We start from the raw sequence: 12673 nt of genomic DNA, 5'->3' as shown, positions 1-12673 counted from the left end.
CACACAAGCGCCCAGAAACACGGGGAGTTTTCCACGCCCCCGGCACACGTGTAAAGCCGAGAAACGGCATCCATCCACTGTCGGGCAGATGCCGGATGCCTCCCTGGCGGGTTCTCAGGCCTGGGCGGGGGCCTGCTTGCCGCCTGACGGCTTGTCCAGTCGCCCACGCGGCCGGCGCACGAGCCTCAGGCCCGTCCACGTCGAGTCGATGACGCAGATTTTGTTGTCGACCAGGCCGATATCCAGCGCGGCCTGGCGCACGAAGTCCTCGGAGAGGTTCGTCTTCACGCCCTCGCCGCCGGGCCAGCAGACCCAGATGCCGCCGGTGAGGGCCATGGCGCGCGCCAGGGCGGGCAGCCGCTGCACCAGCTCCTGCGCGTCCTGGGAGAAGAAGAGGATGACATCCAGGCCCGTCACCGCGGTGATGAGGAACTCCACCCCGTCCGGCAGCGGATTGAGCTTCTGCACGAAGCCGCGCGGCGGGTTGATGACGGAGACCTTGGAACCGGCCCGGATGCCCAGCATGGCCGGCAGGGATGCCAGCGCGTAGGGCGTCATGATGTGCGCTCCACGATGAAGTGACTGTACTCGCCAGTGGCCTCGCCGTCCGTGCGCCCGACGCTTTCGACACGCGCCTGGGACGGACCCCGGTGACACCAGCGGATGAATTCTTCCATCATTCCAGGCTCACCCTCCACCACCGCCTCCACGGAGCCGTCCGAGCGGTTGCGCACCCAGCCTACGAGACCCAGGCGCGTGGCCTCCACGCGGGCGCTCTCCCGGAAGAAGACGCCCTGCACCTTGCCCTGGATGCGCAGCGTTGCCCGCCGCGTGCCGCTCATGGACTGAATGCCTCACCCTCTGACGTCCGTCTGCAACAGCTGCAGGAACGCCTGCTCGTCCAGGATTCTTACCCCGAGTTCCTGGGCCTTCTTCAGCTTGGTGCCGGCATCCTCCCCGGCCACCACGAAATCGGTCTTGCGCGAGACACTTCCGGCCACCTTCCCACCCCGACGCTCCACCTCCTCCTTGGCCTGGTCCCGAGTCATACCTGTCATCGAGCCGGTGAGCACCACCGTCTTTCCGACGAAGGGGCCGCCCGTGCTGACCTGGGGCGGGGCGGGGGAGACCCCGGCGTTGAGCAGGGCGAGGATGGCCTCCCGGTTCTGGGGCTCCTGGAAGAAGGCGTGGATGACCTGGGCCATGACGGGGCCCACATCCTTCACCCGGGTGATGTCGTCCAGTGACGCCTCGAAGAGCTGGCGCACATCCGGGAAGCCCTCCGCGAGCGCCTTGGCCGTCGCGTCGCCCACGTGTCGGATGCCCAGCGCGTAGAGGAAGCGGCGCTGGGTGGTTCCCTTGGAGTGCTCCAGCGACTCCAGGAGGTTGTCCGCGCTCTTGTCACCCATGCGCTCCAGCGTCAGGAGCTTCTGCTTGGTGAGGCTGTACAGGTCCGCGAAGGTCTTCACGGTGCCGGTGGCCACCAGCTGCGCGGCCAGCTTGTCGCCCAGGCCTTCGATATCCATGGCGATGCGGCTGGCGAAGTGGCGGATCTTCTCCACCAGCTGCGCGGGGCAGGACGCGCCCGTGCAGCGGATGACCGCGCCGTCCTCGTCCTTCACCGCGGCGGCTCCACAGACGGGGCAGTGCTTGGGGAACTCGAAGGGCTGGGAGCTCTCCGGGCGCTTGGAGAGCACCGTGGAGACGATCTCCGGAATCACGTCTCCAGCGCGGCGCACGAAGACGGTGTCGCCCTTGCGCACGTCCTTGCGGCGCAACTCGTCTTCGTTGTGCAGCGTGGCGCGCGCCACGGTGACGCCGCCCACCTTCACGGGCTTCAAGTGCGCCACGGGGGTGAGCGCGCCGGTGCGGCCCACCTGGATGCCGATATCGAGCACCTCCGTGGACTCCTCCTCCGGAGGGAACTTGTAGGCCACCGCCCAGCGGGGGCTCTTGGAGACCTGGCCCAGCCGCTTGCGCTGGTCCTCGTCGTCCACCTTCACCACCATGCCGTCCACCTCGAAGGGCAGCTCATGGCGGCCCTTCAGGGAGGCGTCATAGGCCTTTCGCACGCCGTCGATTCCCTCGGCGCGCACGTAGCGGTTGATGGGCAGGCCCAGCGACTTCAAGTACTCGAGCTTCTCGATGTGGGACTTGAAGGCGGGCACGCCCTCGGTGGGGACGCACTCGTAAAGATAGACGGAGAGGGGGCGCGCGGCCGTCTCCTTCGGGTCCAGCTGGCGCAGGCTGCCGGCCGCCGCGTTGCGGGGGTTGGCGAAGAGCGGCTCGCCTTCCTCTTCCCGCTTCTCGTTGAGCTTCCGGAAGTCCGCCTTGCGGATGAAGACCTCGCCGCGCACCTCCAGCAGCGCGGGCACCTTCACGTCGTCCAGCGGGAACAGCTCCATGGGCAGGCTGCGGATGGTGCGCAGGTTGCCGGTGACGTCCTCGCCCGTGGTGCCGTCGCCGCGCGTGGCGCCCTGGACGAAGACACCCTTCTCGAAGCGCAGGGCGATGGCGAGTCCGTCCAGCTTGGGCTCACACACGTAGGTGACGCCAGGCTGGCCCAACAGCTTGCGCACGCGCTCGTCGAACTCTACCAGCCCCTCGTCCTCGAAGAGGTTCGCGAGCGAGAGCATGGGGACGCGGTGGACCACCTCGCCGAACTCGTCGGCCGCCTTGCCGCCCACGCGCTGGGTGGGGGAGTCCGGCGTCTGGAGGCTGGGGTGTTTCTCCTCCAGGCCCTGCAGCTCGCGCATCAACGTGTCGTATTGCGCGTCGCTGATCTCCGGCGAGTCGAGCACGTAGTAGCGGTGGTTGTGGTGGGCCAGCTCACGACGGAGCTCGCGGGCTCGTGCTTCTGCGGTCTTGAAGTCGTCCACGGTGGGCGGTCCTTACCCCAAATCGCCCCCTGCGAGGGCGTGTCCAATGCCGCGCAATCTAGAGCGTCCCTCCGACATCGCGTCGAGCCCGTTCCCGGACGTAGGGGCCACGCGCTCGCGGACACCCTGGCACGTAGGCTGTGAATCGCGCCGGGGGTGAGGGCCCGCGAGGACCTGGCACCGGGGCGCCGTGCGGGGATGCCCGGGAGGGCACCTGCGAGGGCTCACGGACCGCGAAGCAACCTCGCGGGTCCTGGTCCCCGGGTCTGAAGTGTCCCTGGTGACGGTGGAAATGTCTGGCGACGGGCTCCTGTTGCTCCAGGAGGAAGAGTCCGTGCCAAAGGCCTCAAGATGCCTTGACAGGCCAGGAGGGGGTCAATAACGTCCCCGCGCGGTTCATTGGCGCAGGAGTTTCGACGGCGCCATCTCTTCCCCAAACCACCGGCCCGCGCCCGCGCAGTCCCGTTCAGGGATTCCGGTAGGGCTGTCCTCCTGGAAGGTGCTTCCGAGGCCGCGCGGAATCTCCCCCGGCAATCGAGCGTCCGAGTCCTCGGGCACCCCACCAATCCCCAAGCGTTCCAGACATGCGCAAAGCCCGTACTTCGAGAGAGAAGGCCGCCGACGTCGTAGTTCCCGTCGAGGCCGACGACAAGCCCCGTCGCAAGCGCGCGGCGGCGAAGACCGCCGAAAGGGAAGATACCGAGAAGCCCTCCCGCACCCGCCGCCCCCGCCGCGACGAGGAAGTCAGCGCGGAGCCGGAGGCCGAGGTGAGCGCCGAGCCGCCCCGCCCGGTCCTGACCCCCATTTCCCGTCCCGTCCGCGACGACGACATCCAGGAGGCGCGTCTTTCCTCTGGAGAGGACGATTCGCCGGCGGCCACGCTGCCTCCCGCGCCGGAGGTCCCCGACGCGCCCGCGATCACGGAAGTCAGCCGCGACGGCGCGCCGATGCAGGTCATCAAGCTCAATGACCTGAAGCGGATGAAGATCACGGACCTGTCCAAGATGGCCCACGACGTGGGCATCGAGAACTACCAGGGTCTGAAGAAGCAGGACCTCATCTTCGCGCTGCTGGGCGGCATCGCGGACAAGCGCTTCGAGGTCCACGCCGAAGGCGTGATGGAGATGCTCAGCGACGGCTTCGGCTTCCTGCGCAGCTCCGACAGCGACTACCAGCCCAGCCCGGACGACATCTACGTGTCTCCGTCGCAGGTGCGCAGGTTCAACCTGCGCCCGGGCGACACGGTGACGGGCCCCATCCGCCAGCCCCGCGAGGGCGAGCGCTTCTTCGCGCTCCAGAAGGTGGACAAGGTCAACTTCACGGACCCGATGTCGGACGCGGCGCGCGAGCGCATCCTGTTCGACAACCTCACGCCGCTGTATCCGACGCGCAAGCTCAAGCTGGAGCACGAGTCGTCGGAGATGACCACGCGCATCATCGACATGTTCTGCCCCATCGGTCTGGGACAGCGCTGCCTCATCGTCGCGCCGCCGAAGGCCGGCAAGACGGTGCTGCTGCAGAACATCGCGCACGCCATCAGCCGCAACCACCCGGACGTGTACCTCATCGTGCTGCTCGTGGATGAGCGCCCGGAAGAAGTCACGGACATGGAGCGCAGCGTGCGGGGCGAGGTCGTCTCCTCCACGTTCGACGAGCCCGCCACGCGGCACGTGCAGGTGGCGGAGATGGTCATCGACAAGGCCAAGCGCCTCGTCGAACAGAAGTACGACGTCTGCATCCTGCTCGACTCGATTACCCGTCTGGCGCGCGCCTACAACACGGTGGTTCCCGCGTCCGGAAAGATTCTCTCCGGCGGCGTGGACGCCAACGCGCTGCACAAGCCCAAGCGCTTCTTCGGCGCCGCGCGCAACATCGAGGAAGGCGGCTCGCTGACCATCATCGGCACCGCGCTCATCGACACCGGCAGCCGCATGGACGAAGTCATCTTCGAGGAGTTCAAGGGCACGGGTAACTCCGAAATCGTCCTGGACCGGAAGCTGATGGAGAAGCGCATCTTCCCGACGCTGGACATCAACAAGTCCGGCACGCGCAAGGAAGAATTGCTCTTGTCGCCGGGCGATCTCGTGCGCATCACTGCGCTGCGCCAGGTGCTCCACCCGTTCACTCCCATCGATGCGATGGAGTTCGTGCTCAAGCACATGCGTCCGACGCCGACGAACGCTGACTTCCTCGGCTCGATGAACCGGTAAGCCACCGCCCATCGGAGGGTCCATGTCTCGTCCCATGTTCGTCCGTCTGCTTCCCCTCTTCATCGGGATGTCACTCGGAGGTGGACTGGGATGCGATGTGGACCCCCTGGGGCCGCTGGATGACGCGCCCCCGGTGCTGTCCGACCGGACCTGCTACTCGGATGACGACTGTGTCGCCAATGCCTGCTGCGGGCTGGGGACCGCCGTCACCCACGCGGATGAAGGCCCGAGCTGTGGCGGTGTGAGCTGCACGGGCGGGTGCCCGGAAGGCTCCATCGACTGTGGCCGCTGCATCCCCTTCTGTCGTGGAGCACGCTGCGACGCCGCCTGTCAGTGAGGCGACTCCCGCGGCCTCACGCCTTTCATGCCGCCATGCGGGCTGCGAAGCTGGGGCGGTGACGACGACCGAACTGGAGTGGGAGCGGCGCATCGCGGAGCTGTGGGCCTCTTTCGACGGGGCTGCTCCCGGTGACTTCCTCGCCCGCGTGGAAGCGCTCTCGGCGGAGCTGCCGGTGGGGCATCCGCGAGCACTGTTCGAGCGGGCGTCGGCCCACGACTCACTCGGACAGGAAGCGCTGGCCGCGCCGCTGTATCGACAAGCCCTGGCCTCGGGACTGAGTGGCGGCCTGCGGCGCCAGGCCGTGATTCAACTGGCCAGCACGCTGCGCAATCTGGGCGAAGTGCAGGAGAGCGTCGCGCTCCTCACCGCCGAGCGGGCCGTCGGGTCCGATGAACTCGATGACGCTGTCTCCGCGTTCCTCGCGCTGTCGCTCGTGGATGCCGGACGCGAGCGGGAGGCGGTGGGGCTCGCGCTCGGTGCACTGGCGCGTCATCTGCCGCGCTACAACCGCTCTCTCTCGAACTACGCCAAGGCGCTCGGGGGCAGGGCTCCGTAGTCGTCTCGCGCGGGAGACGAAGGGGTGCTCAGGCCGCCGGAGTCCGCTGGCCGGTGACCGTGGCCGGCTCGGAGGAGGGGAGCGTCACCACGGGCTGCGGTTGCGCCTTGAGGCGGGCGTAGTCGAAGCAGGCCACGAGGATGGCGGTGATGGGCACGGCGAAGAGCGCGCCCACGAGGCCAAAGAGTCGTTCTCCCGCGATGAGCGAGAAGGCGACGATGACCGGATGGATGCGCGCGGCCTGCCCCATGATTTTGGGGTTGAGGAAGTACGCCTCCACCGCGTGGATGCCGATGATCCACACCAGGATGGCCAGGCCCTTCTTGAAGCCGTCCGCCATCGCGATGAGGACGATGGGCACCGAGCTGAGGATGGTGCCGAAGATGGGGATGAGGCTGAAGAACGTGGCGATGGTGGCCAGCAGGAAGGCGAACTTCACCCCGAAGAGCAGCAGCCCCACGAAGGTCAGCGCGCCGTTGACGACGCAGATGGTGACCTGACCCCGCACGACGCCGGACAGCGAGCGGTCGATTCGCTCGGCGAGCTGCCTTGCGTCGTGCGCGTACTCGGCGGGCACCAGGGTGCCGCAGTACCGGCGGATGGCCTGACCGTCGATGGAGAAGAAGGCCGCCACCATCAGCACGAAGAACAGCGTGAAGACGCCCGCGGCGACCCCGGCGATGATGCTGCGGGACACGCTGACGATGTCCCCCAGGTTCTCCTGCACCAGCGACGAGACGCGCTTCACCGTGTCACTCAGCAACTGCTCCAGGTCCAGCGCGAGGCTGAAGTGCCCTCCGCCCGCGGCGTCCGCGCCCTCCAGCGCCCGGTTCGAGAGCGCCACGGGAATGCCGTAGTCGCTGAGCCATGCCTCCCCGCGCTGCGCGAGCACCTGCACCTGCTCCGGCGTGAGCGTGTTGGCCAGTGCCATCGTGTCCCGGCTGACGCGCGCCATCTCCCGGTAGAGTTGGGGAACCAGCGCCACCAGGAAGAGATACACGCCGACGAAGAAGCCCGCGTAGATGAGCAGGATGGCCGCCCAGTGGGGGACGTTGCGTCCGGCGACCTTCAGCCGGGTGATGCGAGAGACGAGCGGCTGCACCAGGTACGCGATGAGAGCCGCGCCGGCGAAGGGCATCACCACCGAGCGGAACGTCACCAGGGCCGCCGCTACGACGAGCCAGAGTGCACCCAGGATGAGCAGGCGCTTGCGGCGGTCGGTGGTGGGCGTCGGAGGCGGGGTGTCCAGTGGCTGCAACATGCCTCGGGCTTACGGCAGTGCCCGCGCGCTGACAAGGCCCGGCGTCCCTGGTTCTCGTCCGCCCTCCGAGCCGGGGGGCTGCTCCGGTTCCAAGCGAGCGGAAAGTTCGTGGTCCCAGCTTCCTGACGAGGGGACCGCTCACGACTGCTTGTATCGACTGACTTCAAGCCCGGTCTTCAAGCAGACTTCGAGGGGTATTCCGCTGGCTCAGGAGGGGCGTGGTGGCAGGAAAGACCATCAAGTTGTTCTTCGTGGACGGGGACCCCAGTGGTTTGCGGGTTGCGGACGTCATGAACTGGGCGGGTATTGCCCTGGCCGTTCCGCGAAACCATCTGCCCCAGTTCAAGTCGCGCAAGGAGGCCGTGCGCCCAGGGGTGTACATCCTGCTCGGCGATGACCCGGACGCGGTGGGGGAGGTGCGTGGCTACATCGGTGAGACCGAAGCGCTGGGTCTGCGGCTCGCCCAGCATGCTCGGGACTCCTCGAAGGAGTGGTGGACCGAGGCCGTGGTCTTCACGTCGAAGGACGGCAACCTCACCAAGGCCCATGCGAAGCACCTGGAACTCGCGCTGCACACGCTCGCCAGCGAGGCGGCTCGGGTCAACCTGACGAATGGCGCCGCTCCTTCGGGCGCCGCGCTCCCCGAGTCGGACCTGGCTGACATGGAAGGCTTCCTCGAATACGTGCGGCTCACGCTTCCCCCGCTGTCTGGACGTGCGGGCCAGATGCTTGAGCCACGGAGTGGGACGCGGACGAGCGGGCCCGAGTTCACCTATTTGGTGCTCAAGGCGCAGGCTCGGATGCGGAGGTCCTCCGAGGGATATGTCGTGCTGCGCGGCTCGACGGCGGTCCGGAAGACCTACGACTCGATTTCGAAGGGGTACCGGGCGCTCCGCGAAGGGCTTATTCGCGACGGCACGCTGGTCCCTCACGAATCCGCCGAACTGCTTCTGTTCCGCACGGATGCTGTCTTCACCAGCTCTTCGGCGGCGGCCGTGGTGGTCGCTGGCTCTCCCCAAAGCGGCCCTGCTGGGTGGCGACTGCCGGATGGGACGAGCCTGGGTGCCGTCGAGGCCGCTGAACTCGAATAGCCGTCGTCCGTGATGGCTCGGTTCGTTGCTCCTCGACTCGCGATACGAGACGTCGGAAGTCGCGCGTCAGGTCGCTTCCTATTGGCGAGACCTGCTTACGCCTGGGCGCCCTGGGCGAGCCGGAGCTTGGTCTCCAGCTTGTCCAGGCAGATCTGCATCTGTTTGCGTTTGACGCGGCCCTCGGTGGCTTCTCCCAGGCTCAGCATCTGCTCCGTGAGCCAGCGCGCGAGGAACAACAGCGACAGCCGGTCCTCCGGCGCCAGTCCTCGTTCGAGGTAGCGCTTGTTGCGCATGTAGTCGTCGAACGCGTCCGTCTCGTGCATCAGCTCCCACCGCGTCAGTCGCAGCGCTTCGGTGTAGACGACCGGCGCGGGGCGCGGATGAGGCTCGGTGAACAGGGGCGCGAAATGGCCTCCCGTGTCCAGGTCCACCTCCTCCACCGGCGGCGGCCACTTCTGGAGGTCCTGCGCCAGCAGCTTCGCCACCTCCTCCACGAAGTGGTCCATGAGCGGCACGGGCTTCAGGTCGAAGAGGCGGTCCCAGCGCGAGGGCATGTTCCCTCTCTACCTCAAGAGGCGGACGGTGGCAGCGACACGGCGCGCAGACCCTGCGCGCATTCGCCATAACCCGCGACCAGCTCGCGCCGGATGACCTCGTAGACCGCCCGCCGGGTGAGCAGCTCTCCGTGGCCCACGTCGGGAAGTTCGCGGTTGAACACCTGCGGCTGCCCCTCCACGTCCAGCCGCGCCGATGCCCAGGGCGTGACTTCATCCATCTTCGAGTAAAGCGACGCCAGCCGCACGTTCCGCGGAAACGCCCCCATGCGCAGTTGCTTCAGGAACGGCGACACGGGCGTGAGCTGCCACATGCTGCGGCTGAACCACCCGAGCGTCGCGCACCCCAGGTACGCCAGCCGCGAACCCCTGTGCGGAGTGCCGAGCGTGATGAGGTTGCGCACCCGCGCATCTCCGCCCAGGCGCTTCACGTAATACATGCCGATGAGGCCCCCCTTCGAGTGGCCGACGATGCTCAGCGGCCCCATGTGCGGATAGCGCGTGTACATGCGCTCCACCTTCTCACGCACCTTCCGCGCCAGCGCGTCGATGCCGCACGTGTTGAACCGATCCAACGCCCCGCCCAGGTGGATGGACCAGACGGAATAGCCGTCACGCCGCAGCCGCTGCTCCAGCACCTCGAACACGCGGCGCGTGCTGAAGAAGCCATAGAGCAACAACACCGGCCGGGGACAGTGCGTGAAGTCCGTCCTCCGGACGATGTGGTTGGCGCGCGCGTCCAGATGCAGATGACCCGCGAGGTTTCGCAGTCGTCGTGTCCACCGGCGGTAGTGCGGAACGAGAGGATTCATGGCGCACTCGGTCGGCGCGAGGAGCGCCGTCCGGACACAACCTGTGAATCACGGCCTCGTTCCGCCGGGCTCGCGCGGGGGCCTCAACCCGCGAACGCGTGCTGCTCAACGTCCGGCGTCGGACGGCCCCGGCCCAGCGTCCGGAATTCCACCATCCCCCGTGCCTCCGTCCGTGCCTGCATCCGCCCCACCATCGCCCGGCCCCGTCACGCAGCACGCCGGAACCTTCGCGAAGTACAGCGCCGCCTGCGAGCAGAAGGCGCGGATGTCTCGGTGGTGCGCGCCGCAGCCGGTGACGAAGCGGCCGTCCTCGCAGACGGGCTCGGGCGCCGTCGCCGGGTCACACGCCGTCAGGCTCCGCGCGCACACGGCCCGCGAGCGATAGAAGCGCGCGTCGCTCCGGTCTCCCGGCACGACGGTGCAGGTGGTGCCCTGGTCGCACTCCTGGAAGATGGCGCCGGTGGAGCAGGGGCCCACCGTGCAGGCCGTCTCGCAGTTGAGCGCCTCCGAGTCGTCACAGCGAGGAGCCTGGGAGCACGGGTCACCGTCCGAGCAGGCGGAGACGAGAAGGGCGAGCAGCAGCGACGGCAGGAAGCGCGGCAAGGGGAGCCTCGAAGGGGGTCAGGTGAAGCGCTCCAGGAAGTTCATCAGGATTCGCCTCCCAGCGGGAGTGGGAGTCAGGCCCGCGAGCAATCGGGGCACCTGCGCACCGGGCGGAATCCCCCGCGCCACGGCCTCCTGCTCCAGTCCCTCCTGGCGCGCGTGGATGACGGCGCGCAGGGCGTCCGGCGCCGCTTCCGGGTGGAATTGCACGCCTCGGACCTTCGGGCGGAACGCCAGCGCCTGCGCGGCCGTGTTGGCGTTGCCCGCGAGCACCGTCGCGCCCTCGGGCACCTGCGCGACGATGTCCTCGTGCGTGGCCTGGGCGGCGAAGACCTCCGGCACCCCGTCGAACAGCGCGTCCCGACGCCCCGCCTCGGTGAGCCTCACCTCCACCGTGCCCGTCTCCCGGCCCTGCGGATTTCGCGCCACGTGTCCACCGTACGCACGCGCGAGCAACTGATGACCAAAACACACGCCAAGCACCGGCGTGCCCTTCTCCCCGGCCTCCACCATGAAGTCCGCGACGCGCTCCATCCACGGCTCCAACCGCGTCACCGACAGAGGGGAGCCCGTCATCATCACCGCGTCGTACGCATGCGCGTCCCGTGGCAACGGCGCGTCGCGGTGCACCGGGAGGATGTCGAAGCGATGGCCCTCCAGTCCGATGGTGCCCAGGAACCACTGCTCGTAATCACCGACGGTGAGGCGCACGGACTCAGCAGCCTCGCCGGCTTTCAGCAACAAGACGTTCTTCACCACCGCAGGTTGCCGCGTCTGGACGTCATTCCTACCCTGTCGTGCCACCTGTGTTCGCTCCTGGCCAATCTGTCTGGAACGCCCCTGTGCGCCCCGAGGAATCCCCATGCTAGACGCCCGCTCGCTCTCCCCCCGGCTGCCCGTCCTGCAACTGCTCATCGATGGGCAGGGCGTGGACCCCCTCGAAGGGGGCTCGCTCCCGGTGGTGAATCCCGCCACGGGTGAGAAGGTGTGCGATGTCCCCAGCGCCACCGCCGCCGACGTGGACCGCGCGGTGAAAGCCGCCCGTCGCGCCTTCGAGTCCGGCCCGTGGAGCAAGATGTCCGCCCGGGAGCGCGGCAAGCTCATCCGCAAGCTGGCCGACCTGCTGTGGCAGCGCCGCGAGGAGTTCGCGCTCGTCGAGTCGCTCAACAACGGCAAGACGTTCCGCGACGCCGTCCGAGGCGACGTGGCCCCGGGCGCTGGCACGCTCGCGTACTTCGCGGACTGGGCGGACAAGATTCATGGCGAGGTGCTCCCGGTGGACGGCCCCTTCCACACCTACGTGCTCAAGGAGCCGGTGGGCGTGGTGGGACTCATCGTCCCGTGGAACTACCCCACCTGCATCCTCTGCTGGAAGCTGGGGCCCGCGCTCGCCGCGGGCTGCACGGTGGTGGTGAAGCCCTCCGAGATGACGCCGCTGACGGCGATGAAGCTGGGCGCGCTCGCGCTCGAGGCGGGCTTTCCTCCCGGAGTCCTCAACGTCGTCACCGGCTACGGGGACCCCGCGGGCGAGGCGCTCGCGCGGCACCCGGACGTGGACAAGATTTCCTTCACCGGCTCCGGTCGCACCGCGCGCCGGCTGATGCAGGCGTCGGCGGGCAGCAACCTCAAGAAGCTGACGCTGGAGCTGGGCGGCAAGAGCCCGCAGGTCATCTTCTCCGACGCGGACCTGGAGCGCGCCGTGGAGGCGTGCTTCTGGGGCATCTTCGGCAACAAGGGCGAGACGTGCAACGCGGGCAGCCGCGTGCTCGTGCAGGACGGCATCTACGATGACTTCGTGGCCCGGCTGGCGGACCGCGCGCGCAAGCTGCGCGTCGGAGACCCGTTGGACCCATCCACGGAGATGGGCGCGCAGGTGAGCCAGAAGCAACTCGACACCATCCTTGGCTACGTCGAGAGCGGGCGGCAGCAGGGCGCGAAGCTCCTGGCCGGTGGTGAGCGCGACACGGAGAACGTCAAGGCGAAGGGCTACTTCATGCGGCCCACCATCTTCGGCGACGTGAAGCCGGACATGAAGATTGCCCAGGAGGAGATTTTCGGACCGGTGCTCAGCTGTCTGCGCTTCCGCGATGACGCGCAGGCGCTGGAGCTGGCCAACGGCACGCTCTACGGCCTGGCCGCCTCGCTGTGGACGCGCGACGTGGCGAAGGCGCACGCGCTGGCTCGCAAGGTGAAGAGCGGCGTGGTGTGGATCAACTGCTTCAACGAGTTCGACGATGCCGCGCCGTTCGGCGGCTACAAGGAGTCCGGCTGGGGCCGCGATTTGTCGCACCACGCGCTGGATGGCTACCTCCAGTGCAAGGCGGTGTGGACGCGCCTGCCGACGGACACCTGAGCATTCCCTCACCC

At 68.1% G+C, this 12673-nt stretch carries 13 protein-coding genes; 5 read left to right on the top strand and 8 right to left on the bottom strand.

Going from position 1 to position 12673, the window contains the following annotated elements; genetic code table 11:
- Positions 1-114 precede the first annotated feature (114 nt).
- From HUA78_RS03940 to ligA, 3 genes are read right to left on the bottom strand one after another with little or no spacing between them, the layout of a single operon-like run.
- Positions 115-558, bottom strand: a complete 444-nt coding sequence (locus HUA78_RS03940; protein WP_141645932.1) for a DUF3052 family protein — start codon at positions 556-558, stop codon at positions 115-117.
- A complete protein-coding gene (locus tag HUA78_RS03935) occupies positions 555-842 on the bottom strand; it encodes an acylphosphatase (protein WP_141645931.1) in 288 nt (95 codons plus the stop codon). The genes HUA78_RS03940 and HUA78_RS03935 overlap by 4 nt, the downstream gene beginning before the upstream one ends.
- A 12-nt stretch (positions 843-854) precedes the next feature.
- Positions 855-2879 carry an NAD-dependent DNA ligase LigA gene (gene ligA, locus HUA78_RS03930; RefSeq protein ID WP_174461502.1) on the bottom strand — a complete coding sequence of 675 codons (2025 nt, stop codon included), beginning with the start codon at positions 2877-2879 and terminating at the stop codon, positions 855-857.
- A 584-nt stretch (positions 2880-3463) separates the two neighbouring features.
- Between ligA and rho the strand changes: the two genes are divergently transcribed.
- Genes rho through HUA78_RS46170 form a run of 3 tightly spaced genes read left to right on the top strand, consistent with a single transcriptional unit; the run spans position 3464 to position 5985 of the window.
- Positions 3464-5089 (top strand): transcription termination factor Rho, encoded by a 1626-nt coding sequence (rho, locus tag HUA78_RS03925; protein ID WP_174453115.1) that lies wholly within the window; start codon positions 3464-3466, stop codon positions 5087-5089.
- 22 nt (positions 5090-5111) lie between these two features.
- Positions 5112-5426 carry a hypothetical protein gene (locus HUA78_RS03920; protein WP_141645929.1) on the top strand — a complete coding sequence of 105 codons (315 nt, stop codon included), beginning with the start codon at positions 5112-5114 and terminating at the stop codon, positions 5424-5426.
- 58 nt (positions 5427-5484) lie between these two features.
- A complete protein-coding gene (locus HUA78_RS46170; protein WP_174475690.1) occupies positions 5485-5985 on the top strand; it encodes a tetratricopeptide repeat protein in 501 nt (166 codons plus the stop codon).
- 28 nt (positions 5986-6013) lie between these two features.
- Here HUA78_RS46170 and HUA78_RS03910 read toward each other — a convergent pair whose 3' ends face one another.
- Positions 6014-7246, bottom strand: coding sequence for an AI-2E family transporter (locus HUA78_RS03910; protein WP_174467071.1), 1233 nt, complete (start codon positions 7244-7246; stop codon positions 6014-6016).
- A 221-nt stretch (positions 7247-7467) separates the two neighbouring features.
- Between HUA78_RS03910 and HUA78_RS47645 the strand changes: the two genes are divergently transcribed.
- Positions 7468-8337 carry a GIY-YIG nuclease family protein gene (locus HUA78_RS47645; protein WP_174453119.1) on the top strand — a complete coding sequence of 290 codons (870 nt, stop codon included), beginning with the start codon at positions 7468-7470 and terminating at the stop codon, positions 8335-8337.
- A gap of 95 nt (positions 8338-8432) precedes the next feature.
- Here HUA78_RS47645 and HUA78_RS03900 read toward each other — a convergent pair whose 3' ends face one another.
- The 4 genes from HUA78_RS03900 to HUA78_RS03885 all read right to left on the bottom strand — a co-directional run bounded on the left by HUA78_RS03900 (position 8433) and on the right by HUA78_RS03885 (position 11110).
- Positions 8433-8891, bottom strand: coding sequence for a hypothetical protein (locus HUA78_RS03900; protein WP_141645926.1), 459 nt, complete (start codon positions 8889-8891; stop codon positions 8433-8435).
- 14 nt (positions 8892-8905) lie between these two features.
- Positions 8906-9703: a permease gene (locus tag HUA78_RS03895; protein WP_174475689.1), complete on the bottom strand. Its 798-nt coding sequence runs from the start codon at positions 9701-9703 to the stop codon at positions 8906-8908.
- Between the two features lie 105 nt (positions 9704-9808).
- Complete coding sequence (locus HUA78_RS03890) at positions 9809-10306, bottom strand: hypothetical protein (RefSeq protein WP_174461499.1); 498 nt, start codon at positions 10304-10306, stop codon at positions 9809-9811.
- An 18-nt stretch (positions 10307-10324) separates the two neighbouring features.
- A complete protein-coding gene (locus tag HUA78_RS03885; RefSeq protein ID WP_246137498.1) occupies positions 10325-11110 on the bottom strand; it encodes a glutamine amidotransferase in 786 nt (261 codons plus the stop codon).
- 58 nt (positions 11111-11168) lie between these two features.
- Here HUA78_RS03885 and HUA78_RS03880 point away from each other — a divergent pair, with 58 nt between their 5' ends.
- Positions 11169-12659 (top strand): aldehyde dehydrogenase family protein, encoded by a 1491-nt coding sequence (locus tag HUA78_RS03880; RefSeq protein WP_174475688.1) that lies wholly within the window; start codon positions 11169-11171, stop codon positions 12657-12659.
- Positions 12660-12673: the final 14 nt, after the last annotated feature.

The sequence above is a fragment of the Myxococcus sp. CA033 genome (assembly GCF_013336625.1).
Classification (GTDB): domain Bacteria; phylum Myxococcota; class Myxococcia; order Myxococcales; family Myxococcaceae; genus Myxococcus; species Myxococcus llanfairpwllgwyngyllgogerychwyrndrobwllllantysiliogogogochensis.
Note: the sequence above shows the minus strand (reverse complement) of the source record. Positions and strands in the feature narration are given on the sequence as shown.